Source organism: Vreelandella sp. 2A-K22 (assembly GCF_054065485.1).
Genome location: NZ_JBSUGC010000021.1, coordinates 43265 through 64979, shown reverse-complemented (window position 1 = coordinate 64979; position 21715 = coordinate 43265). Strand labels below are relative to the sequence as shown.

The 21715-nt window shown below is 54.6% G+C and carries 21 protein-coding genes and 7 tRNA genes; 21 read left to right on the top strand and 7 right to left on the bottom strand.

What is annotated here, in order from left to right; genetic code table 11:
* Window positions 1-143 precede the first annotated feature (143 nt).
* The 3 genes from ACW17M_RS22525 to ACW17M_RS22515 are packed head-to-tail and all read right to left on the bottom strand — an operon-like array spanning window position 144 to window position 3087.
* Window positions 144-1469, bottom strand: coding sequence for a TRAP transporter large permease (locus ACW17M_RS22525; protein ID WP_457548127.1), 1326 nt, complete (start codon window positions 1467-1469; stop codon window positions 144-146).
* 3 nt (window positions 1470-1472) lie between these two features.
* The gene (locus ACW17M_RS22520; protein ID WP_009288055.1) at window positions 1473-1982 is read right to left on the bottom strand and encodes a TRAP transporter small permease subunit; all 510 of its coding nucleotides are present in this window, start codon (window positions 1980-1982) and stop codon (window positions 1473-1475) included.
* A 1-nt stretch (window position 1983) separates the two neighbouring features.
* On the bottom strand, window positions 1984-3087 hold the full coding sequence (locus tag ACW17M_RS22515) for a TRAP transporter substrate-binding protein (RefSeq protein ID WP_457548126.1): 1104 nt from the start codon (window positions 3085-3087) through the stop codon (window positions 1984-1986).
* A 333-nt stretch (window positions 3088-3420) separates the two neighbouring features.
* Between ACW17M_RS22515 and ACW17M_RS22510 the strand changes: the two genes are divergently transcribed.
* The 12 genes from ACW17M_RS22510 to ACW17M_RS22455 all read left to right on the top strand — a co-directional run bounded on the left by ACW17M_RS22510 (window position 3421) and on the right by ACW17M_RS22455 (window position 8246).
* Window positions 3421-3496, top strand: a tRNA-Glu gene (locus ACW17M_RS22510).
* A gap of 54 nt (window positions 3497-3550) precedes the next feature.
* A tRNA-Gly gene (locus ACW17M_RS22505) sits at window positions 3551-3625 on the top strand.
* Between the two features lie 20 nt (window positions 3626-3645).
* Window positions 3646-3721: transfer RNA gene (locus tag ACW17M_RS22500), tRNA-Glu, on the top strand.
* Between the two features lie 41 nt (window positions 3722-3762).
* A tRNA-Gly gene (locus ACW17M_RS22495) sits at window positions 3763-3837 on the top strand.
* 11 nt (window positions 3838-3848) lie between these two features.
* A tRNA-Glu gene (locus ACW17M_RS22490) sits at window positions 3849-3924 on the top strand.
* Window positions 3925-3944: 20 nt separating this feature from the next.
* Window positions 3945-4019 (top strand) — tRNA-Gly (locus tag ACW17M_RS22485).
* 246 nt (window positions 4020-4265) lie between these two features.
* The gene (locus tag ACW17M_RS22480; RefSeq protein WP_022520404.1) at window positions 4266-5234 is read left to right on the top strand and encodes an ABC transporter ATP-binding protein; all 969 of its coding nucleotides are present in this window, start codon (window positions 4266-4268) and stop codon (window positions 5232-5234) included.
* The gene (locus ACW17M_RS22475; RefSeq protein WP_027959666.1) at window positions 5231-6004 is read left to right on the top strand and encodes an ABC transporter permease; all 774 of its coding nucleotides are present in this window, start codon (window positions 5231-5233) and stop codon (window positions 6002-6004) included. The genes ACW17M_RS22480 and ACW17M_RS22475 overlap by 4 nt, the downstream gene beginning before the upstream one ends.
* A 48-nt stretch (window positions 6005-6052) precedes the next feature.
* Window positions 6053-6886: an NADPH-dependent 7-cyano-7-deazaguanine reductase QueF gene (gene queF / locus ACW17M_RS22470; RefSeq protein WP_457548125.1), complete on the top strand. Its 834-nt coding sequence runs from the start codon at window positions 6053-6055 to the stop codon at window positions 6884-6886.
* Window positions 6887-6962: 76 nt separating this feature from the next.
* Entirely contained in the window at window positions 6963-7523 is a 561-nt protein-coding gene (locus ACW17M_RS22465; protein WP_039860150.1) for a nitroreductase family protein, read from the top strand.
* Window positions 7524-7525: 2 nt separating this feature from the next.
* Window positions 7526-8035 (top strand): YiiD C-terminal domain-containing protein, encoded by a 510-nt coding sequence (locus ACW17M_RS22460; protein WP_457548124.1) that lies wholly within the window; start codon window positions 7526-7528, stop codon window positions 8033-8035.
* Between the two features lie 123 nt (window positions 8036-8158).
* Window positions 8159-8246, top strand: a tRNA-Ser gene (locus ACW17M_RS22455).
* Between the two features lie 91 nt (window positions 8247-8337).
* On the opposite strand, the gene ACW17M_RS22450 is transcribed toward ACW17M_RS22455, so the two are convergent.
* Entirely contained in the window at window positions 8338-8493 is a 156-nt protein-coding gene (locus tag ACW17M_RS22450) for a hypothetical protein (RefSeq protein ID WP_161575197.1), read from the bottom strand.
* A gap of 602 nt (window positions 8494-9095) precedes the next feature.
* Here ACW17M_RS22450 and ACW17M_RS22445 point away from each other — a divergent pair.
* Both ACW17M_RS22445 and ACW17M_RS22440 read left to right on the top strand, forming a co-directional pair.
* Entirely contained in the window at window positions 9096-9386 is a 291-nt protein-coding gene (locus tag ACW17M_RS22445; RefSeq protein WP_039860157.1) for a nucleotidyltransferase family protein, read from the top strand.
* Window positions 9379-9768 (top strand): HepT-like ribonuclease domain-containing protein, encoded by a 390-nt coding sequence (locus tag ACW17M_RS22440; protein ID WP_039860158.1) that lies wholly within the window; start codon window positions 9379-9381, stop codon window positions 9766-9768. The genes ACW17M_RS22445 and ACW17M_RS22440 overlap by 8 nt, the downstream gene beginning before the upstream one ends.
* On the opposite strand, the gene ACW17M_RS22435 is transcribed toward ACW17M_RS22440, so the two are convergent.
* Window positions 9757-10545 (bottom strand): CLCA_X family protein, encoded by a 789-nt coding sequence (locus ACW17M_RS22435; RefSeq protein WP_457548123.1) that lies wholly within the window; start codon window positions 10543-10545, stop codon window positions 9757-9759. The two genes, ACW17M_RS22440 and ACW17M_RS22435, sit on opposite strands and share 12 nt — an antisense overlap.
* 93 nt (window positions 10546-10638) lie before the next feature.
* Here ACW17M_RS22435 and ACW17M_RS22430 point away from each other — a divergent pair, with 93 nt between their 5' ends.
* Together ACW17M_RS22430 and ACW17M_RS22425 are read left to right on the top strand one after the other, a co-directional pair.
* The gene (locus tag ACW17M_RS22430) at window positions 10639-11325 is read left to right on the top strand and encodes a type 1 glutamine amidotransferase domain-containing protein (protein ID WP_009288080.1); all 687 of its coding nucleotides are present in this window, start codon (window positions 10639-10641) and stop codon (window positions 11323-11325) included.
* Window positions 11326-11498: 173 nt separating this feature from the next.
* Window positions 11499-12236, top strand: a complete 738-nt coding sequence (locus ACW17M_RS22425) for a glutaredoxin (RefSeq protein ID WP_039860162.1) — start codon at window positions 11499-11501, stop codon at window positions 12234-12236.
* 997 nt (window positions 12237-13233) lie between these two features.
* On the opposite strand, the gene ACW17M_RS22420 is transcribed toward ACW17M_RS22425, so the two are convergent.
* Window positions 13234-14565 (bottom strand): M20/M25/M40 family metallo-hydrolase, encoded by a 1332-nt coding sequence (locus ACW17M_RS22420; protein ID WP_009288081.1) that lies wholly within the window; start codon window positions 14563-14565, stop codon window positions 13234-13236.
* An 81-nt stretch (window positions 14566-14646) separates the two neighbouring features.
* Window positions 14647-15531: a LysR family transcriptional regulator gene (locus ACW17M_RS22415; protein ID WP_009288082.1), complete on the bottom strand. Its 885-nt coding sequence runs from the start codon at window positions 15529-15531 to the stop codon at window positions 14647-14649.
* A 156-nt stretch (window positions 15532-15687) separates the two neighbouring features.
* Here ACW17M_RS22415 and ACW17M_RS22410 point away from each other — a divergent pair, with 156 nt between their 5' ends.
* From ACW17M_RS22410 to ACW17M_RS22390, 5 genes are all read left to right on the top strand, one after another.
* Window positions 15688-16653 (top strand): TAXI family TRAP transporter solute-binding subunit, encoded by a 966-nt coding sequence (locus tag ACW17M_RS22410; RefSeq protein ID WP_457548122.1) that lies wholly within the window; start codon window positions 15688-15690, stop codon window positions 16651-16653.
* 21 nt (window positions 16654-16674) lie between these two features.
* On the top strand, window positions 16675-18585 hold the full coding sequence (locus tag ACW17M_RS22405; protein WP_457548121.1) for a TRAP transporter permease: 1911 nt from the start codon (window positions 16675-16677) through the stop codon (window positions 18583-18585).
* Window positions 18582-19988, top strand: coding sequence for an acyclic terpene utilization AtuA family protein (locus ACW17M_RS22400; RefSeq protein ID WP_457548120.1), 1407 nt, complete (start codon window positions 18582-18584; stop codon window positions 19986-19988). The genes ACW17M_RS22405 and ACW17M_RS22400 overlap by 4 nt, the downstream gene beginning before the upstream one ends.
* Window positions 19975-20331: an AtuA-related protein gene (locus ACW17M_RS22395; RefSeq protein ID WP_457548119.1), complete on the top strand. Its 357-nt coding sequence runs from the start codon at window positions 19975-19977 to the stop codon at window positions 20329-20331. The genes ACW17M_RS22400 and ACW17M_RS22395 overlap by 14 nt, the downstream gene beginning before the upstream one ends.
* Before the next feature lie 137 nt (window positions 20332-20468).
* Window positions 20469-21692 carry a YbfB/YjiJ family MFS transporter gene (locus ACW17M_RS22390; protein WP_041157894.1) on the top strand — a complete coding sequence of 408 codons (1224 nt, stop codon included), beginning with the start codon at window positions 20469-20471 and terminating at the stop codon, window positions 21690-21692.
* Window positions 21693-21715: the final 23 nt, after the last annotated feature.

Here is a 21715-nt window from a genome sequence, read left to right as displayed (position 1 = left end):
CGGTCAGCGTCGCCATGGTTGGTCCTCCCCGGTATGCGTTCAGCGGTTGAGACGGAATCGGCGGTCAGAAAATGCTCGCTGGCGGTGATAGGGGAAGTGTCGGCGCTGGCTTCACGGAATCAGGTAAATGCTAAGGCAGATCGTTACCAGCCAATGGCTTCGGGCAACCAGGTAGCAATGCTGGGAAAGATAAATACCAGCGCGACGGCGACGAACTGTAAGCCGATAAACGGTAGCGCGCCTTTATAAATATCCAGCGTCGAGACTTCTTTCGGCGCCACGCCCTTGAGGAAAAACAACGACCAGCCAAAGGGTGGGGTAAGAAACGATGTTTGTAGCACTAGTCCCACCAGAATGCCCAGCCACACCATATCGACGCCCATCTGCACAAAGAAAGGTAAAAATAGCGGTAGGGCAATATAGCTGATCTCAATCCACTCCAGGAAGAAACCCAGTACAAACATCAGCAGCAGCATAAACAGCATCGCGCCTAATTCGCCACCGGGCACCCAGTCGAACATACGGGCCACCAAGTGCTCGCCGCCCAATCCGCGAAATGCCAGGCCAAATACCTGGGCGCTGATCAAAATAAAGAACACCATAGCTGAGATCACCAGCGTGGCCTTGGCAACTTCTTTGAGTAGCGCAAAGGTTAACCGCCCCGAGCAGGTCACAATTAGCAATGCTCCTAGCGCACCCATTGAGGCTGCTTCAGTAGGCGCGGCAATGCCGCCAATAATCGACCCTAATACCGCAAACACCAACCCCACTGGCGGGCCCACCACGGTAATCACCTTGCGTATCAACTGACCCCGACCCATTTCTGCTCGCTCCTCGGCGGGAATTGGCGGCATTAGGTCGGGGTAGAGCTTGGCGATCACCAGAATGGCAATAATATACACCGCCGCTAGGGTCAGCCCCGGCACCATGGCTGCAGCGAACATCGTCCCTACCGATTCGCCCAGAATTTCCGCGAGCAGAATCAGCACCAGGCTGGGCGGAATAATCTGCCCCAAGGTGCCGGATGCGCAGATCATTCCGGTGGCCAGGGTTTTAGGGTAGCCGCGGCGTAGCAGCGTCGGTAGCGTGAGCAGGCCAAGGGTAACGATAGTGGCGCCCACAATGCCCGTGGCGGCACCTAACAGCACGCCCACGATGATGATCGCCACACCCATGCCCCCCGAAAGGCCGCCGAACAGGTGGCCGATGACATCGATCAGCTCCTCGGCCAGCTTCGACTTCTCCAGCATCACCCCCATAAACACAAATAGCGGTATGGCCATAAAGGTGTAATTGGTCACTACGCCGTAAATACGTGATGGCAGCAGATTAAACAGCATCGGCCCAAAGCCAACGTAGCCAAAGAAAAAGGCCGTCGCCGCGATACTGATGCCTACCGGAATACCTATCAGCAGGAACACAAAAAAAGCCACGATCATGCCGATCGCCAGCCATTCATTGGGAGACATGCGTTATTCACCTCGTGTGGGTAGGGCGAAAGCCTGACGCAGCGCGTGGGCCAGCCCTTGCAGCGCGAGAAGGAGAAAACCGAATGGGATCAGAGATTTGAGAAGCCAGCGCAGAGGCAGGCCGCCGGGGTTGGGCGACGCCTCGCCGCGGGCGAACGACTGGGCGATCCAGGGCAGCGTCAGCCAGGCGATATACAGCCCCATCACCAGCAGCAAGAGTCCGCCGATCACTTCAATCACCCGTTGCAGGCCTACAGGGAAGCGCTCGTAGAAAACATCGACGCGCACCTGCTCGCCCATCAATAGCAAATACGACATGCCAAACAGTGCAATAGGTGAGATCAAGTGCCACTGCAGCTCCTGCAGCCATATCGCGCCAATGCTGAACACATAGCGCATCAATACGTCGCCAGCGACGAGCCCGACTAAAACCACGCAGGTCCAGGCGGCGATCCAGCCAAATAGCCGAACCACCGCCTCAACTCCGTGGACAAAAAATGCCACGGCGCGCATATCAGACTCCGATAATGTCGTTTAACCAGGCACGCTCACTGGCGCCCGCCCAGCGGTCATGATTGGCTTTAAACGCCATGTAGCTATCGTGCACTTTGCGTACCAGAGGGTCGGCGTTGGCCTCTGTTGCCAGGGTATCTTGAGTGGTTTCGTGCAGCGCATCGATAACGGGTGCGGGAAGCATGCTGGCAGTGACGCCTTCGTTCTCCACTAGATCTGTCATGGCCTCGCCATTGACCGCTTCAGACCAGGTCACGCTCTCCAAGCAGGCGGCCATACAGGCGGTTTTGACAATCATCTGCAGGTCTTCTGGCAGACTATCCCAGTGGGTTTTCGAGATCAGCAGTTCACCCGTAGTTGAAGGTTCGTGCCAGCCGGTGGTGTGGTAGAACTTGGCCGCGTTGTGGAGCCCCATACGGCGGTCTTGGAAAGGCCCTACAAACTCGGCTGCATCAATCACGCCACGCTCCAGGGCTGGGAAGATCTCACCACCGGGCAGTACCCGTGCATCCACGCCAAGTGAAGAATAAACCTGGCCCGCCAAGCCAGGAACGCGCATGCGCAGCCCGTTGAGCTGGCTAATATCCTCAATCGGTTCGCGGAACCAGCCGGTCATTTGCACGCCGGTATTGTTCAGCGGGAAGGCGACCATGCCGTAGGGCTCATACACTTCGTGCCACAGCTCCAAACCGCCGCCGTGGTAAAGCCACGCCATATGGCCCATAAAGCTCATACCAAACGGAACGGTAGTAAAGTACTGAGCGGCAAAGGTGGTGCCTGACCAGAAGTAGCTATTGGCGGCATTCATTTCGATGGTGCCGCTTTGAACGGCTTCAAAACCTTCAAAGGCTGGAATCAGCTCGCCGGACGAAAAATGTTGAATATTGAGTCGCCCGCCAGACATGGCATTGATTTTGGCGATCACGTCAGTGGGGCTGCCAGGGCCTTCCACGTAAAAGGGCGAGCTGGGCGGGTAGGCATTGGTCATCCGCCAGTTGAAGCTCTCGGCGGACTGCGCGCGGGCGATAGACGGGGCGCCCAGGACAAGGCCTGCCGTGGAGGAGACGGCAGCTGTGGTGAGAAACTTGCGACGGGATAAGGACATAGCACACCTCATTAATGGTGGAATTGGTCAGCCAGGGAACACAAAGAAGTAGCAAGGGGTGTGCCATAAAAATCGATTTTATTTTAAATAAAAGATTTTTAAGGGTTTTGTCGGTCTCTAATGAAAAGGTTAAGTGTAAGAAAAATAACCGTTTGCACCGTTATGGCGCTGAATGAGTGCCCAGGGCACCCTCGGTGTGCATACGGACTTTGCAAAAGTTGGACGTAGAGGTAGGTGATTGAAAGCGGGCCAGTTAGTTTGGTGATGGCAGGGAGCTTGACAGCTCAATAAGGTCTGAGTAACATACGCGCCACCTCGACGAGGCAATGCAACGTCCCATTCGTCTAGTGGTCTAGGACACCGCCCTTTCACGGCGGTAACAGGGGTTCGAACCCCCTATGGGACGCCACTTATTCTTTTTCTTTCTAGAGCTAGAGTAAGCGGTCGTCAGGGTTATCGGAATGCGGGAATAGCTCAGTGGTAGAGCATCGCCTTGCCAAGGCGAGGGTCGGGAGTTCGAATCTCCTTTCCCGCTCCAAGCATTAAAGTGCTTACAGTGTCCCATTCGTCTAGTGGTCTAGGACACCGCCCTTTCACGGCGGTAACAGGGGTTCGAACCCCCTATGGGACGCCACTTCCGGTAAGTTAGGTAAAAGCTAAGTAAGTGTTCTATAAGCGGGAATAGCTCAGTGGTAGAGCATCGCCTTGCCAAGGCGAGGGTCGGGAGTTCGAATCTCCTTTCCCGCTCCAGGTTTGATTTAGTCCCATTCGTCTAGTGGCCTAGGACACCGCCCTTTCACGGCGGTAACAGGGGTTCGAACCCCCTATGGGACGCCATCTAGTATGTTGTTTGCGTTGCGGGAATAGCTCAGTGGTAGAGCATCGCCTTGCCAAGGCGAGGGTCGGGAGTTCGAATCTCCTTTCCCGCTCCATGTAGACAGTCACAAGACGGTAGGTAAGGGTCGGGAGCTGGAACGCCAGCCCGGTCGAATCTCCTTCCCGCTCCAAGCGCTTCCTAGTTTTCATTTGGTTATCTCTCTTTATTCCTGATGCGCTAGCTACTTGCTGGGCGTCATTCTTTGCGTGCCTGACGGTTGGTGTTCTTAATCACCTTGAAAAAAGTCGTTTGCGCCCTAATGTTTCTCCTTCTCTTCTTATTTTGCTGACAGGACATGTTCATGGCCGAACCGGCATTGTCGATCCGTGGCCTTACCAAAGTGTATGGCAACGGCTTTCAGGCGCTCAAAGGTATTGATCTCGACGTCCAGCAGGGCGATTTTTTTGCTTTGTTGGGCCCCAATGGCGCCGGCAAGTCCACCACCTTGGGGGTGGTCTGCTCGCTGGTGCAAAAGACGGCGGGCAAGGTCTCCATATTCGGCATTGATGTGGATAAAGACTTCGCTAAAGCCAAGTACCAGCTAGGCGTAGTGCCTCAAGAGTTCAACTTCAATCAATTTGAGAAAGTGCTCGATATCGTACTGGCCCAGGCAGGTTACTACGGCATGACCAGTCGCGAGGCTTTGCCCCGAGCTAAACAGCTGCTGACCGATCTGGGCCTATGGGAAAAGCGCAACGGCAGCGCGCGCATGCTGTCAGGTGGCATGAAGCGCCGCCTGATGATCGCTCGAGCGCTGATGCATCGTCCTAAGCTGCTGATTCTGGATGAGCCAACCGCCGGGGTGGATATCGAACTGCGACGCAGCATGTGGGAGTACATGCGGCGGATTAACCAAGACGAAGGCACCACCATCATCCTGACGACGCACTACCTGGAAGAGGCTGAGAGCCTGTGCCGTAATGTGGCGATTATCAATAATGGCGACATTGTGCGGAACACTAGCGTGCGAGGCCTGCTGGCTGAGCTGAATACCGAGACCTTCCTAATTGATACCTCCGAAGCCATTACAGACATACCCAAGATAGACGGGTTTGAGATAAAACAGCTGGAGTCTACTCAGCTATCACTCGTGGTGCATCGCGGGCAACGTTTAAACGATGTCTTCAAGGCGTTGAGTGAGCAGGGCATCCAGGTGGTTTCCATGCGTAATCGTGCTAACCGCTTAGAGGAGATGTTTGTGTCGATGGTGGAAGGTAGTGGGCTAGGGGCGATAGACCAGCGCGTTGAGAAGACGGAGGAGCGCGTATGAATGCTACGCAAACATTGATCGCCCTGTGGACGCTGGTGCTAAAAGAGATCAAACGCTTCACCCGCATTTGGCCGCAAACGTTGCTGCCGCCCTCGATCACCATGGCGATGTACTTTATTATCTTCGGCAACCTAATCGGTTCGCGGATTGGTGACATGGACGGCTTCAGCTACATGGACTTTATTGTTCCAGGGCTGATCATGATGTCGGTGATTACCAACAGCTACTCCAACGTGGCGTCGAGTTTCTTCTCCAATAAGTTTCAGCGTTCGATCGAAGAGATGATGGTTTCGCCCATGCCCAATTGGGTGATACTGGCCGGCTTTATTTTAGGCGGTATGGCACGTGGGTTGGGCGTCGGGCTGATTGTGACGGTCGTTTCACTGTTCTTTACCCGCCTAACCATGGAACACCCGCTGCTCACGGTATTAGTCGTAGTGCTCACGTCTGCGCTGTTCTCTATTGGCGGCTTTATTAATGCGTTACTGGCCAATAAGTTCGACGATATTTCTATCGTGCCGACGTTTATCCTTACGCCGCTGACCTATTTGGGTGGGGTGTTCTACTCGATCTCAATGTTGCCTGACTTCTGGCAGGGTGTTTCCATGCTCAATCCAATTTTGTACATGGTCAACGTTTTCCGTTATGGCTTCTTAGGTGTTTCGGATATTCCCGTTGGCTGGGCGCTCGCTGCCATTTTTGCCTTCATCATTGTGTTGTTTAGTATTGCATTGGCGATGCTAGAGCGCGGCAAAGGTATCCGCAGCTAGCAGGCTGCTAGACGCATCAATCTGATTGAGAAGAGAGAGCTTTATACAATGGCACATCGCCCAGACACTTTAGCGCACGCGCCGTTAGGGCGCGATTCCGCTTACCCTGAGCAGTATGACGCGGGGCTGTTATATCCTATTCCCCGCGCGGCTAATCGAGTGCCGCTGGGGATCGAAGAGGGGGCTCTGCCGTTTGTGGGGGAAGATGAGTGGCACGCCTTTGAAGTCTCCTGGCTGAACAGCCGCGGTAAGCCTATTGTGGCCGTGGCGCGCTTTCGCTTGCCAGCAGCCTCACCTAATCTGATTGAGTCCAAATCCTGGAAGCTCTACCTCAATAGCTTCAACCAAACCCGTTTCTATAGTCGTCAGGAAGTGATGGAAACGCTGGCCAATGACCTCTCCTTAGCGGCGGCGGCTGAAGTGAGTGTCGAGCTGTTTGATGTGGATGCGCCAGAGCTTTCGCCACAGCACTTACCGGGCGAATGCCTGGACGGTTTAGATATCGCAGTAAGCGACTATACGCCTAGCAGTGACCACCTAACGGTAGGGGAAGAGGTCGTCGAGGAGACGCTCTACTCCCACCTGCTCAAATCCAACTGCCCGGTTACCGGCCAGCCAGACTGGGGCAGCGTGCTGATTCGTTATAAAGGCCCGAAAATCGACCGCGAAGGGCTGCTGCGTTACCTGATTGGGTTTCGCCAGCACCAGGATTTTCACGAGCACTGCGTTGAGCATATTTTCTGCGATTTAATGGCCCAGGCAAAGCCTACGCAGCTGCTGGTACTGGCGCGTTATGTGCGGCGCGGCGGGTTAGATATCAGCCCCTGGCGCGCAACCCCAGGGTTAACGCCCCCCACGCCACTGCGCCTAGCAAGGCAGTAAGCGGCAATGTTATAAATGACAATGCTATAAATGACGGTGCTAAAGTAGCCTCACACAATTGGACTTGGAGTCATCAATGGACGCACTCACGCTGCTTCACGAGCGTAGCTCAATGGGCAAGCTGATGGAGCCAGCGCCCAGCGGCGAACAGCTCAGCGCCATTTATCAGGCCGCGCTACGTGCCCCGGATCATAAAGAGCTGCGCCCCTGGCGCTTTATCGAGTTTAGCGGGGAAGGGCGAGAACGCTTGGGCGAGCTATTCGCCGAGGCGGAGTTTCAGGAGGATCCTAGTGCCGATGACGAAACGCTCAACTCGGCGCGCAAAAAGCCGCTGCGGGCGCCGATGATTATCGCTGTGATCGCCAAGGTCACGCCCAAACTCGAAAAAGTACCCAAAATGGAGCAAGTGATCTCCGCCGGGTGCGCCGCCCACGGCATACTGCTAGCCGCCCACGCCTTGGGGTTGGGGGCAATGTGGCGCAGCGGCAAGTACGCTTTCGACCCCGTAGTTCGCAAAGGGCTGAATCTGGATGAAGATGACGAAGTCGTCGCGTTTATCTATCTGGGCACTTTGGGTGGTCGTCATAAACCGGTACCGCAGCATAATGTTGCTGACTTTGTAGAGCGTTGGGACTAGCGATGAGTCTCCCCCGTCAGCGAGGCATCCCTCATCCACGATTGCCATTGCCAAAAGGCCAGCCGGAAAATCTGGCCGTTTTTCAGCAGTGGCTGAGCGACGCCATACCCATGGTGGGCGCGTTAGGTATTAGCGAAATGACGCGTCAGGGTGATTCACTAGCCTGGCAGTTAGCGCTGGAGCCCAACCTTAACGATAAAGGCACGGGCTTTGGTGGTGCACTGACGGCGCAGACGACGCTGCAAGGCTGGTGCTGGGTAACGCTCTGGCTGCGTGAGCGGGGTATTGCTCGCGATGTCGTCGTGGCTGAGGCCAGTCAGCGTTTTCTGGCGCCGGTAACCAGTGATTACCGCCTGGTATGTACGCCAGCAGTGCCAGAAGGTCCTACTCAGCTTGCCAACAAGCTCGCTGAGCGAGGAAAAGGCCGCATAGCGCTAACCCAGCGGCTCTATTGTGGCGAGACGCTCTGCCTGGAAGCCAGCGGCAGCTACGCTGTATTGTCTGAACGATAACCGGGGTATGCCACTAACCTAAAGGTTCGTCAGCCGGAAAAGGCTTGCTATTTCGAGGCTTAGCCAATAGTATATGCGCCGTTCTGTCGCGAAAGGTTCAGCCTTTCAACAGCGCCAAAACGCGGAGGGGTGTCCGAGTGGTCGAAGGAGCACGCCTGGAAAGTGTGTAAGCCGCAAGGCTTCGAGGGTTCGAATCCCTCCCCCTCCGCCACAGAATTTAAAAGGCCGTCAAGCACTTAGCTCGACGGCCTTTTTTGTTTTTGGCTCTCAGGGGTTGTTTTGGGAAAAATAAAGAAAGCTGTTTAAAAAGGCAGCACTCCGCCGAAGCCAATACCCAGCACGGCAACGATAACCACAACGATAACGACGATAGTGGTAGTAGACATATTCTCTTCCTTTGAGTAGTGAGCGTTGCTATAGCGTAGTCGCGAAAGCGCTATTTCGCACGTAGGCGACAACTGAGTAACCTTTCCATGGTGGCAGAAAAATTCCTGCCAGAAAGCCCGACAACGAGGTTTGAAATCAAAAGCTGTCGAGCGTTAACAAAAAGAGCAGAAAACCCCCAGTAACGGACTTATTTTCCACATTGACAGTCATGGCCGCAGTCGCTGGAGCCATTGGCATGGCCGGTAGCGCAGGACTCGCAGCGATAAAGCTTGCCGTCTTTCTTTTACGGCTTTGCTATCGACCGCGCACTTACACTTGGGACATGCACACTCTTGCTGAGCCATGATGAATCTCCTGTGCTAGAGCTGAAAGTGTAGGCCTACCCCCCCCCCAAGATGTTATGTCATTGCATTTTATCAACTCAAAACTACTAATTTTCACGATCCAGAGCTTTATACCTAGTCCATTAAAATAGTCGCAAAACGCGGCATTAACCTGCTCCTGTTGCCTGTTAGGAGTGCAACATTGGATATATGGATGAGTAGTTGAACCAGAACCTTTGTAAGCATGCCATACTGGATTTGATGATATAAAATTTGCTGAAGTAAGACGGAAGCAGGCGCACATATGGCTGCGTCATATATGGTGTGCCCGTGGCAAGGAGAGGATCAAAATGAACAGAGACGAAACATTGCGCCTATTACATGAGCACAAGCCGATATTGGCTTCGCAGTTCGATGTGAAGAAGCTTGCTCTTTTTGGCTCTATGGCCCGTGGGAGCGCTAAAGATACAAGCGATATTGATATTCTTGTCAGTTTCGATGGCCCAGCAACCTCCGCACGCTATTTTGGTCTTCAATTTTATTTAGAAGATCTGCTTGGGTCTCCAGTCGATTTAGTGACAGATAAAGCCCTTCGGAATGAATTGAGGCCATACATCGAGAGCGAGGCGCTACATGTCTGAGAAAGGCCTGGAGCGTGAATGGCGCTTCTATATTGATGATATGGTCGGTTTTGGTGAAAAAGTGCTTTCCTACACAGATGGGTTAGATCAAATTGGTTTCCTCAATGATGATCTCATCTACGATGCTACGTTGCGTAATTTAGAGCTTATCGGTGAAGCAGCCACCAGAATTCCAGATGAAGTGCGCCAACGGTATCCAGAAGTGCCCTGGCGCTTGATCATTGCGACACGCAATAGACTTATCCATGCATATTTGGGTATTGACGAAGATACTGTATGGAGCATTATTCAAGACAATGTACCTGAGCTTCTTGAGTATCTGAAAACGATTCGCAATGAAAGTAAGGTAGATATCAGTACTGAAAATGATTTATTTGACTAAATTTTCACTACCCAACGCTTTCCCCAGCCTGCCAAAGTAGTCGCTGAACGCTGCATTGATCTGTTCCCTCTGTGCGCCCCGTGGGTAAAGACCTCTTTCCGCTTCAGGAGAGGCCTTGGTGCCTTTGACCAGGAAGTGATTGGTGATGGCCGCATCTTGCACAAACCCTTCAAAGGCGCGTGCGCAGAGCTCTTCGGGTTTACTGTAATAGAGCTGTCCAAGTTTTTTATCCACCTGCACCGAGTGCTGAAACAGCTCGCTAGGCTGATCGCCTGCTGGCTGCAGCAGAATAGCTTTGAAGCAGTTCATCAATAATTGATTCAGAGGGTGTGCAATGGGCGTTGCATCAGCTAGCCAAGCGGTAGAGGCGAACATACCGACGGGTGTGCCGCGAAAACACTTGCTGACGATGTAGTGATCAAAAGCATGAAACCACTCGTGGGCAATGCTGCCGGGGCCAGCGTTTTTAGCCAGCGCAAAACTGCGTTGGCTGGGGTCATAGTGGGCAGAAACACCCGGTCGACCACCGCTGCCGTACTGCAGCGCGATTGAGCCGCGTAGGGAAATCAACGCCTCTGTTCCCTGTAAAATCAACATAAGATCGCACAGTGCATCATGAAACAGCTCCGCGGCACGGTCGCGCTCAGCGTTGGTTACCCAGCGTCCAATCTCAATGGAGCGAAAATCAAACTGACGCCGGATCAGGGCAAAACTGCTGGCTTGCCCCTGGCGATGGTCAGGACCACTGCGATAAAAATCCCGCGCTTCGATGTTCACTTGTCGTTTCTCCTTGCATTCCGCCATCCAGACCCCCACTAACTAACCGTAACGCATTTTAATTGCCTCATTTTCCACCGCCAGGAGAGAGATATGAGCAAGCGTATTTTAGTGGTACTGACGTCTCACGATCAGTTGGGTGATACCGGTAATAAAACCGGTTTTTGGCTCGAAGAGCTGGCAGCCCCTTATTATGTCTTTAAAGACGCGGGTGCTGAAGTAACGTTGGCATCGCCCAAGGGTGGGCAGCCGCCGCTTGACCCAAAAAGTGACGCAGACGATAGCCAAACCGATGAAACGCGCCGCTTTAAGCAAGATGAAAAAGCTAACGCGGAGCTTGCCGCTACCCATCGCTTGAGCGACATGAAGGCTGATGATTTCGATGCGGTATTCTACCCCGGAGGCCATGGCCCGCTATGGGATCTCGTTGACGACGCGGACTCGATTCGCTTGATCGAAACCTTTATCGCCCAAGGCAAGCCGGTTGCCACGGTTTGTCACGCGCCGATAGTGTTGGTAAATGCTAAAGACAGCGCTGGTGAACCGCTAGTAAAAGGCCGCCAAGTAACGGGCTTTACTAACGGCGAAGAGGAGGCTGTGGGCTTGACCAATATCGTGCCGCATCTCGTTGAAGATGCCTTGCAAAAGTGCGGCGGGATTTATAGCAAAGCGGATGATTTCACTCCTTACGTACGTGAAGATGGCCAACTGATCACAGGGCAAAACCCGCCTTCCTCAGCGCTCACGGCTGAAACGCTAATGGCGTGGCTGACGAAATAACCCGCCGGTATTAATACCGGGTTTGGTGACGACGGCGAGGCTCTCCTCGCCGTTTGTATTTTTGGGTGCCGATTAGATTCTGACTATGCTTATAGGGAGATAGGTTATTTATTTTTAATTAGCTATGTTCTCAACAGCGCAGTTCTCAGCAGCGCAACAAGGAGGCGACTAACATGGAGACAGCACGCGTCTATCGGATGAAAACCGCGGAACATCTCTGCCCATTCGGTATGAAAACAGTCGATTTGTTAAAACGCAAAGGCTATCAGGTTGATGACCATCCGCTTACATCCCGAGATGAAATTGAAGCGTTCAAGGCCCAGGAGAATGTCGATACCACTCCGCAAACCTATATAGGTGATAAACGTATTGGCGGCTATGAAGAGGTTCGTGAGCATTTAGGCATGAGCGTGCCGAGTGCAAAAGAGACCGCATATCGGCCAGTGATCGCGATTTTTGTTACCGCTTTGCTCATCGGTCTGGCGATTAGCTGGGTTGCCAATGGCACCTTAGTGGCAGCACGAATGCCTGAGTATGCGGTGGCCACGGCCATGGTGCTGCTGGGTTTGCAGAAGCTGCAGGATGTAGAGAGCTTTAGCTCGATGTTCCTTAACTACGACTTACTGGCTCAGCGCTATGTCCCTTACAGCTATGTGTACCCCTACGCAGAAACCCTGGCAGGGATACTAATGCTGGCCGGTGCCATGCTTTGGCTGGCAGCACCGCTGGCGCTGTTTATCGGCACGGTGGGCGCGGTGTCGGTTTTTAAAGCCGTGTACGTGGATAAGCGTGAGTTGAAATGTGCCTGCGTTGGCGGAAGCAGCAATGTGCCACTAGGGTTTGTATCGCTGACAGAAAATATCGCCATGGTGCTGATGGGGCTATGGATGCCGCTGAAAATGTTGCTATAACAATCGTCGTCAAAAACTTGCTTGGCTAAAATGCTATTTAAAATCCAAAAATCCGTTAAAAAACAATTTATTTGCCGCTACATATCACAGGTTAGATAAACCCGCTGTTATAAAGCGCACTGTGTGCACACAGCGAAGGGAACTCGCGACAGGGAAGAACAAGCAAGGATTGCTTGTGTAGCACAAGGATGCACAAACAGGATGTTTGTGGTGCAAGATCAGGGAAGAACAGATGAAAACCCGGCCAAGGAGTGGCCGGGTTTTTTTTACCCTGGAATAAATAAAAATTTAATTAAGCTCTTATGACGCTTTTGTTAATTATGTGTTGCTATTGCTAGTAAAAAGGCAGCGGTCACAAAGATAAGCCTTTTTTATAATAATTGCTCAAGTTGGTAAGCGATTGTTTTAACAAGCATAGTGATAATAAAGCGAGCTTAATTCACTCAAGGGTATTTCAACCGCTGTTTGACAGTTCAGGCAGCGTACGGTGGTACTGTCTTTACCGGTGCCTTCTAAACGGAAGCGGTTCAAAAACGGGTCTTTGGGTGACTCTGAGTTACCACAATGCCGACAGATGACATCCAGCCCGTTGACTTTGCTGCTAATAATAATGTCTCGCACGCTGACCTCCTACCATTAGGTTAGATGATGGTTCAGGCGTGGTAACGTCCGTGTAGAGTGGTATCGTTGCCGATACTTTTAATAGTATAGCGCTGCAAGGCATATGTGCCATATAAAAAAGCGTGCTTTAAATAGGTGCAGTTAATCTGAATAAAAAAGATAAATTTTTTCCGGTTTAATAACATAGGTTAGATAAATAGAGTGTTTTAAGGTTCACTGTGAGTACACAGCACAAGGAAGTGGCAACAGGGAAGATAAAGCTAGGAAAGCTTACGCTCATGGAAGCACAAACAGGATGTTTGTGAAGACGAATCAAGGAAGGTTTGATAAAGCCCCAGCCAGGGAGTGGCCGGGGCTTCTTTTTTATACGCTTGTTTTATTTCTTCGCCTTTTTCTTACTTTTCTTACTGTCGTTGCCTTGGCTAACTGTTTTGCCTTCGCTGCTCTCGTCTTTGCTGTCATCCTTCTCACTGTCAGGCTTGTCGCCGCCTTGATGGGTGAGCGGGCTCGCTTGGTCTAAGCGCGGGTGGTTATCCAGGAATTCACGCTGCAGGTCAGGTATGGCATCCAAGGCTTGCAGGGTATGGGTGAGGGCGTGAATAGCCGCCAGCACGTCCTGGGTATGACCGGTTTCTGAGATGGTGTGCATATTACGGATGGGGAAACCAATCGAGGTAGCGGCACTGTCGATAGACGCCAATACGCCTGCCATGCCATCGGTACCCGTATCCACACCGACAATATCGCGCTGCAGCGGAATGTCCTGCTCTTTCGCGGCCGTGGCGATAATGCGGTTGAGCTGTTCACTGGCAATAGAGCCCACCGCCATGGTGAAGCCTTTGCCCATCTCTAGCGGCTGCATACGCTTGTCGCCGATGCCGGGCGCAGCCACATAGTCATGATTTACATCGACACCAATGAGCGCATCTGGCTTCATTTCGCCCGCCATCACGCGGCTGCCGAAACGGCCAATCTCTTCATAGCTGGCAATCGCAAACAGCACGCGCACATTTTGGGTGCCACCTGCTTCGGCGATCAAACGCGCCACTTCGGCGGCCACAAAGCAGCCTAGGCCGTTATCCAGGTAAGCGCCGTAGAAGGTATTGGGACTGAAGCCGGGGCGGATAGGGCGGTCGAAAATAATCGAATCGCCGGGCCGTACGCCCAGGTTCAGCACCTGCTGCTTTTTATTCTCGCCGTGGATCTGTAGATCCAGGTAGATCTGCTCTTTTTTCAGGCCTTTGCTACCATCGCGCTGGGCAGGATCGGAGAAGTGAATCGCGCCCAGGGCCTCGACCGTGCCGCCTTCAATGCAGCGGTAGCTACCGGGGGCGTCCGGGTCTTCGCTAAACAGCTTCACTTCATGGCCGATCAGCACAGTGGGCAGAAACGAATCAGTGTTGATCCAGATCTTGCCGTCTTCGCCAATCGAGCGCACCTGCATGCGGATTTTATCCGCATGGCCGATCAGCATGACCTTGAACATGTCGTCGCGGCCGGGGTGAGTGTCCAGCACAACGCCCGCGTTGCCCTTAAACTGGTGAAGGTGCCAGCTTTTAGGCGCGAAGCTCTCAAAATGCGGCTTGAGCACGCCGTAGGTCATGGCAGCTTCCAGGCCTACGGGGCTAGGGGCGGCAAGAATATCGCGCATCAGTTTGAACTGCGCGTCGGGCATCGGTTGTGTCCAGGGTTTCGCACTATCGCTCATCGTTGTCGCTCACTCATTTTTAGGTGGATGTTAATCACCTCTAGTCTGCCAGATTCCCGCACTGTGTGTAGAGAAAGCCGCTTATTCATGGTGATGAATTAGCTCGCGCAGGGCGCTGGTGGCGGCGGAAGGAGGGTGACGGCGGCTCAATATAATGCCCAGCTCACGACGAATGGTTGGCTCTACCAACGGGCGGTACTCAATCCCATCAGCGGCAATTTGACGAAAACTGAGCGAGGGCAGCACGCTAATGCCTAACCCCGCAGCTACCATGCGGCCTACTGTGGCGATCTGGCGCGCATCGCACAAGATATCCAGCCGTTCTCCTACGCTCTGCATAATGCGGTCAATATCCTGGCGCGAGCTGGAAAGGCGATTGATACCAATAAACGGATAAGCTGCAAGTTGGCTCCAGGCGATGGCTGATTGCGCCAGCAACGGATGCCCGCAGGGGCAAACGACCACATAGCTGTCTTCGAGGACGGGTTCAAACGTTAAGTCGTCTGCGTCGCTTGGCGGCACTGAAAGACCCAGATCGGCGCGGCCTTCGCGCACCATTTGATTGATCTGATCGGCCAGCACATCGTGCAGGCTGAGGTTAATACGTGGGTAGGCTTCATGAAAAAGCTTAATGACCCGCGGGAATAGTCCTGCCGCCAGAGTGGGGAGGGCGGCCACGGTTACCTTTCCGCGCTGTTTGGAAAATTGGTCGTTGAGATCCTCAAAGGCTTCGTTCCAATCATTCAAGAGCCGCACGGCAACGGGCAGAAAAGCCTCGCCTTCCGGTGTTAACGCGAGCTGGCGCGTGGTGCGGGAAAACAGTGCACCACCGACGTTCTCCTCAAGTTTACGCAGCGCAATAGAGATCGCCGGTTGGGAAAGATGTACTCGCTCGCTGGCCTCTGCAAGGCTGCGCGAGTGGGCGACGGCAACAAAAACACGCAACTGCTGGATGCTTGGATTCATTTAGAAAGTAAAACATAAATTAAAAACTATTCAATATACAAAATTAAACCGGAGCACCATGCTTGGCTTATCGCGATTAGATTCGTCGCGATCACCGTTTTAGATAAAAACCGCTCTACAATAACAATAGCTCGCTTAGCGAGCTTCGGAGACACAATGAAAACGCTACTGACCGCCATGGTGGCAAGCGCCGCTGTGCTAGCCGCTGCGACCTCTCATGCCGATGAACGCCTGTTGATTGGCTCTACCTCAAGCTCCTCCAGCCACTACAGCTACTTTGTGGCAGTCAATCAGATTATTAATAACCAAGTTGAAGGGATCAGTTCTTCGGTTGCCGAAACCGGTGCCACGGTGGATAACCTGCGCCGTTTAGGGCGTGATCAAATCGATATGGGCCTGGTGACCACCAATACGGGTTATTACGCCTACGCGGGCGAGGAGGATTTTGAAGGCCGCCCCGTCGATAACCGCCTGCTGTGGGTCTACACCGTGGCCCCGCAGAATACCGTAATGCGCCAGGATGCAGGGGTGGAAACCTTCGCTGACTTAGACGGTGTGCGCTTCAATCCAGGCATTACGGGGTCAGCCACCGAGAAAACCACCGAAGCGGTAATGCGCGCACTTGGCATCGAACCGGATTATGTACGTGGTTCCACCACCGATATGGTCGACGCCATGAAAGATGGCCGAGTGATGGGGTCGGTAAAATCGGGTGTCGGAGAACGCCTGGATGGCTCCTCCATGGATATCGCCACTTTCACACCGATTAGCGTGCTGTCGCTTGACCAAGAGCAGGCCGACACACTGCGCAGCGAAATGCCCGATGTGGCGATTGTCGATGTACCTGAAGGTGCTGCGGAGGGGATTCCTGCTTACACCACTTGGGCCTTTGGGGTTGCCGTGCACGCCCATCCGGATATGGATGAAGAAACCGCCTATCAAATCGTCAAAGCGGTGATGGAAAACCCAGAGCCGCAGGTTAACGCCTTCGCTGCCATGCAGGATGCGGACATGGCGAAAATGACCCTGGAGGTTGGCACCGTGCCACTGCATGCTGGCGCTGCGCGCTATTTCGAAGAGCAGGGGTATGACATCCCCGATGTCTTGCAGCCAGTCCAGTAAGGCCAATCGGAGAAGATGATCATGCGTGAGATACTCACCAAAGGCTTGGCGCTCCTGTTGGGCGGGCTAATCCTGTATACCTCCGCCACTGGGCCGTTCGAGAGTTTGATTCAGCGGAGTATCTTTCTCGCGCTGGTCATTTTGCTAGGGCTTGCCGTTTATCCGTTAGGCGCAGGCAAGCGCTGGCGCCCGCTGGGTATCGCTATTGATGTGGTGTTGGCAGTGGGTGTGGTAGTTGCCTGCAGCTATGTGGCGCTTAACTACGAACAAATTCTGGTCGAACTACCCTGGGCAACGCCTCGGGATATGTTGCTGACCGGCGTACTGCTAGTGGCTATTTTGGAACTGTCACGCCGTGCCATCGGCGTGATCTTTCCACTGTTGGTGTTAGTGGGATTGGCCTATGCGTGGTTTGGAGCAGCCATTCCAGGGCCGCTCGGTCACCGTGGTTTTGATCTGTATTACATGACCGAAACCATCTACCTCGGCGATTTAGGCGTGTGGGGCATGCTGGTGGGCGTCGCCGCCACCACTATCGCTGCTTTCGTGTTGTTCGGCTGTTTGCTGCTACATACCGGAGGCGGGAATACCTTTATGGATCTGGCGCTGCGTATTAGCGGCCGCTCGCCAGGCGGTGCTGCCAAAGTGGCCACGGTGGCCTCCGGGCTATTCGGCATGGTCAGCGGCAGTGCGGTGGCCAATGTGGCCACCACGGGCAACTTCACCATTCCCATGATGAAGCGCTTGAACTACCCACGCCCGTTCGCAGCTGGAGTTGAGGCCGTGGCCTCTACCGGCGGCCAAATCGCACCGCCAATCCTGGGTGCTGCGGCATTTATCATGGCGGAAATTCTAGGCGAAAGTTACCTGCGTATCGCCTTGGCGGCCTTGTTGCCAGCGATTCTTTTCTATCTCGGGGTGTTTGTCACCATTCACCTCGTCGCCAAGCGCCGCCAACTGCAGGTAGTGCCTGATGATGAGCTGCCAAGCTGGTCAGACGTGATACGCCCTGAACGAATTATTCCCATTCTGGCTGCATTAGGCGGGCTGTTTTACGGCGTGCTCAGCGGTCGTTCGATCCAAATGTCGGCGTTCTACGGCATCTTGATGACCGTGCTAACGTTCGTGCCTTTTGCGCTCATGGCTAAGATGCCGCTGCGCGAGATCCTCGGCAAGCTGGTGGCAGGCTTAGTCGATGCAGGCAAGGGCATGGTGATTATTGGCGTGCTGCTGGCCGGGGCGCAGATACTGGTGGCGATGATCGGTATGACAGGCATCGGTGTGACCCTAGCCAGCTTGATAGTCACGGTGGGCGGAGAGTCGCTGTTCCTGGTCGCCTTTATCGTCGGCGGCGTGTGTCTGATTTTGGGCATGGGGATTCCGACCACGGCAGCGTATGTTCTGGTGGCATCAGTGCTGGCGCCTGCGCTCACCACCATCGGTGTTGAGCCGCTGATTGCCCACCTATTCGTTTTCTACTTCGCGACACTCTCAGTCATTACACCGCCTGTCTGCATTGCGGTCTTTGTGGCCTCAGGCATTGCCGACACCAACTGGCTGCCTGCGGCGGTTGAATCAGTGCGCTTGGCGGCGGCTATCTACGTCATTCCCTTCCTGCTGCTGATCTACCCAGCCCTGGCAGGGTTTGGTTCTGCCCTGGAGATCGTCTTGGCCAGCTGCCAAGGGGTCGTGTTTGTGATGGCCTTCGCCGCGCTGATGTCCCGGGTAGCCATGACGGGTAAGCGCGTGATCGATGTCGTGGGGCTGATCGCGGTCATTGGACTGGCGCTGACACCCGGCTGGCTGACCACGCTGGCGGCGCTAGCCCTGATCATTGGGCTATTTATACGCCGCCGCTCGCTGCTGAGAGACGAGCAGGGGGCCGTCGCGGGCGACCACCACTCTCTTCAGGCCAAGGAGACACAGCTATGAGCTTTTTATTAGGCAGTGGTGCGGGTTTTTCTGGCGACCGTACCGATGCGGCCGTGGCGGTGGTGGCAGAGTTGATCAAGCGACAGCAGCCCTCCGCTTTAGTATTTGAAACCCTGGGTGAACGGACATTAGCGGCAGCTCACCGCGCGATGCGTGATGATCCCGATAGCGGGTTTGAACCGCTGTTAGACGAGCTGCTGGCGCCAGTGCTGCGCGACTGCCTGGATCACGACATTAAGATTTTAGGCAACTTTGGTGCGGCGAACCCCCGTGGTGCTTGTCAGGTAATTGCTGACTTGGCGACACAGCTTGGGCGCGGGGATGTGCGCATTGCCCAGGTGCACGGTGACGATATCCGCCAGCAGTTGCATAGCTTGGACTTACAGCGCTGGGAGGCCGAGCGGCTGGATATGCCTGGCGATGACGCCCTGATTTCAGCCAATGTCTACCTGGGAGCCAAGGCGCTGGCTGAGGCGTTGGCCATGCAGGCGGATGTGGTGGTTACAGGCCGTGTTGCCGACCCGGCGCTGTTTTTAGCGCCGCTGATGCACCACTTCGATTGGCGTTGGGACGATTGGGATCGCCTGGCTTGCGGGATGATGGCGGGGCATTTGGCTGAGTGTGGCGCCCAGGTAAGCGGCGGCTACTTTGCCGATCCGGGTTTTAAAGACGTGCCGGGGCTCGCCACGGTGGGCTATCCGATTATTGAAGTGGAGCAGGATGGCAGCCTTATTATTACCAAGCCTGCCAATACCGGTGGCTGTGTTACCGAGCAAACGGTGAAAGAACAGCTGCTTTACGAAGTGCATGACCCGGCGAATTACCTAACCCCGGATGTCACGGTGGATCTTTCCCACGCCGAGGTGCGTCAGTTGTCACCTAACCGTGTGGCGGTGACGGGAATTCGCGGCAAGCCTGCGCCTGAGCGGCTAAAAACCACCGTGTGCTATGAAGGCGGTTGGCAGGGCGAGGCGGAAATCTCCTATGCCGGCCCGAACGCCTTGGCACGAGCCCAGCTTGCAGCGCAGGTACTGCGTGAACGATTGGTGTTTCGAGCCCCTGCTGAGCTGCGTACCCGCTTGGATATCATTGGCTTGGCCAGCGTATTCGATAGCGATAGCGGTGAGCTGCAGCGTAGCGCTTCAGCGTCTGCCAGCGGCGATTATCGGCTGCGACTGGCGGCCGAGCACAGCGAGCGGCGCTGGGTAGCCCGCGCCACCCAGGAGCTATTGGCGCTTTATTGTGCCGGGCCCGCGGGTGGCGGTGGCGTGCGGCGCCAATTTCAAAGGCGAGTATTTACCGCCTCTTATTTGGTCAAACGTAGCGACGTTAATGCTCATGCCAGCCTGTTTGAATCGTCGCCGCTCGGCGAACGTAGGAGTGAACGTTATGCTGCAAGCTGAACCCACGCAAACGGCGGTGCACCCGCATTCCTCGGTCGCTCTTCATCAACTCGCCCATGCCCGCGCAGGTGATAAGGGGGAACGGCTAAACGTGGCACTGTTTGCCTATGACCCAGACCATTACACCACCCTGCTGGAGCAGGTAACCGAGGAGCGTGTGCTGGCGCTGTTTGCTCATCGTGGTGCCAGCCGAGTGCGGCGTTACCCTTTGCCTAATTTGGCGGGCATGAACTTCGTGATCGATGACGTGCTGCAGGGCGGCGTTAATGGCGCGCTCAACTTGGATGGGCATGGCAAGACGCTATCGTTTTTGCTGTTAAGCATGGAGGTTGATGCGAGCTAGGCCTTTTTAACCTCGCTCCTCGACTTAGGTGGTCATGACCCGCTGCCTGAAAGGCCTTACTATGACGATAAAATACGCACGCTAATTAACATAACGTCCGCTCAGTCGTCGTTAAAGAGCCGTTCAGGAGTAGCCCCATGACCGTCGCAACGCTAGGTGCCCAGCGCTTCAAAGTGCTGTTGGCGGGCGTTTTTAGCCAAATATTATGTGTTGGCATCGCGCGCTTTGCCTATACCCCATTGCTACCGGTGATGCAGCAGCAGACCTGGATGGGTGATGCCGATGGCGGCTGGCTGGCTGCGGTTAACTACGCGGGCTATATGCTGGGGGCCGTGCTGGCCGCCTCTATTCACAGTATTTATATCAAAGACACGCTATTTCGCTGCGGGTTAATCCTGGCGGTAATCACGACTGCGGGTATGGCGCTTACCGATCACTTCTGGGTTTGGGCGGGGTTGCGTTTTCTGGCGGGTCTTTCAAGCAGCGCTGCAATGCTATTAGCGTCAGGGCTGATTCTTCACTGGTTAATCCAACATCGCCAGCGCGGCGAGCTGGGAATTCATTTTGCCGGTTTGGGGCTAGGCATGATTGTCGCGGCGGTGGCAGTGGAGATGATGCTCCAGTTTTCCTTTAGCTGGCAGACCCAATGGTGGGGCTTTAGCCTGCTGGGTGCCGTGCTGCTGGTGCCTGCCTGGCGCTGGCTGCCGCGGCCGGAAAGGCCGCTAGAGGGGGCTCACGTGGCGAGTAGCCGAACCGCTACGCCGCCAACACGTACTTTTATGCGCTGGATGCTCGCCGCCTACTTTTGCGCCGGTTATGGCTATGTGATCAGCGCTACCTTCTTAGTTGCCATCGTTGAGCGTGAGCCGCTGCTGGCGGGGATGGGCAACTGGACGTTCGCTCTGGCCGGTTTAGCCGCCGCCCCAGCGGTGATGCTGTGGGATCTGGTCGCCCGTCGAGTGGGCTATTTAGGGGCGCTGATTCTCGCCATGGGGATTCAGGTAGTGGGGATCGTACTGCCTGCGATTACCGCGAACTCAGCAGTGGTACTGCTCAGTGCGGTGCTCTATGGCGGTACCTTCCTTGGTTGCGTCAGCCTTGTGCTGACCATGGCAGGTAGGCTCTATCCTTCCAGCCCCGCGCGGCTAATGGGGCAGATGACTCTGGCATACGGCGCCGCCCAGATATGCGCCCCGGCATTAACCGGTATGTTGGCTGAAACCTCTGGCCACTATGGTGTTGGGCTGTGGTTGGCGGGCGGTTTTGTAACGCTTGGCGCGGTGCTGCTGGCCTGTTTGCGCCGGGTCGATCAAACCGCTCAACGCCTGGATGCCGCCGCAAAAGCCATGGTGTACGCCTAGGAACTGGGGCCTAGTGGGCATTA

Coding starts and splice junctions, on each gene's coding strand:
- ACW17M_RS22525 (WP_457548127.1), bottom strand. CDS start 1,469: ATGTCTCCCAATGAATGGCTGGCGATCGGCATGATCGTGGCTTTTTTT.
- ACW17M_RS22520 (WP_009288055.1), bottom strand. CDS start 1,982: ATGCGCGCCGTGGCATTTTTTGTCCACGGAGTTGAGGCGGTGGTTCGG.
- ACW17M_RS22515 (WP_457548126.1), bottom strand. CDS start 3,087: ATGTCCTTATCCCGTCGCAAGTTTCTCACCACAGCTGCCGTCTCCTCC.
- ACW17M_RS22480 (WP_022520404.1), top strand. CDS start 4,266: ATGGCCGAACCGGCATTGTCGATCCGTGGCCTTACCAAAGTGTATGGC.
- ACW17M_RS22475 (WP_027959666.1), top strand. CDS start 5,231: ATGAATGCTACGCAAACATTGATCGCCCTGTGGACGCTGGTGCTAAAA.
- queF (WP_457548125.1), top strand. CDS start 6,053: ATGGCACATCGCCCAGACACTTTAGCGCACGCGCCGTTAGGGCGCGAT.
- ACW17M_RS22465 (WP_039860150.1), top strand. CDS start 6,963: ATGGACGCACTCACGCTGCTTCACGAGCGTAGCTCAATGGGCAAGCTG.
- ACW17M_RS22460 (WP_457548124.1), top strand. CDS start 7,526: ATGAGTCTCCCCCGTCAGCGAGGCATCCCTCATCCACGATTGCCATTG.
- ACW17M_RS22445 (WP_039860157.1), top strand. CDS start 9,096: ATGAACAGAGACGAAACATTGCGCCTATTACATGAGCACAAGCCGATA.
- ACW17M_RS22440 (WP_039860158.1), top strand. CDS start 9,379: ATGTCTGAGAAAGGCCTGGAGCGTGAATGGCGCTTCTATATTGATGAT.
- ACW17M_RS22430 (WP_009288080.1), top strand. CDS start 10,639: ATGAGCAAGCGTATTTTAGTGGTACTGACGTCTCACGATCAGTTGGGT.
- ACW17M_RS22425 (WP_039860162.1), top strand. CDS start 11,499: ATGGAGACAGCACGCGTCTATCGGATGAAAACCGCGGAACATCTCTGC.
- ACW17M_RS22420 (WP_009288081.1), bottom strand. CDS start 14,565: ATGAGCGATAGTGCGAAACCCTGGACACAACCGATGCCCGACGCGCAG.
- ACW17M_RS22415 (WP_009288082.1), bottom strand. CDS start 15,531: ATGAATCCAAGCATCCAGCAGTTGCGTGTTTTTGTTGCCGTCGCCCAC.
- ACW17M_RS22410 (WP_457548122.1), top strand. CDS start 15,688: ATGAAAACGCTACTGACCGCCATGGTGGCAAGCGCCGCTGTGCTAGCC.
- ACW17M_RS22405 (WP_457548121.1), top strand. CDS start 16,675: ATGCGTGAGATACTCACCAAAGGCTTGGCGCTCCTGTTGGGCGGGCTA.
- ACW17M_RS22400 (WP_457548120.1), top strand. CDS start 18,582: ATGAGCTTTTTATTAGGCAGTGGTGCGGGTTTTTCTGGCGACCGTACC.
- ACW17M_RS22395 (WP_457548119.1), top strand. CDS start 19,975: ATGCTGCAAGCTGAACCCACGCAAACGGCGGTGCACCCGCATTCCTCG.
- ACW17M_RS22390 (WP_041157894.1), top strand. CDS start 20,469: ATGACCGTCGCAACGCTAGGTGCCCAGCGCTTCAAAGTGCTGTTGGCG.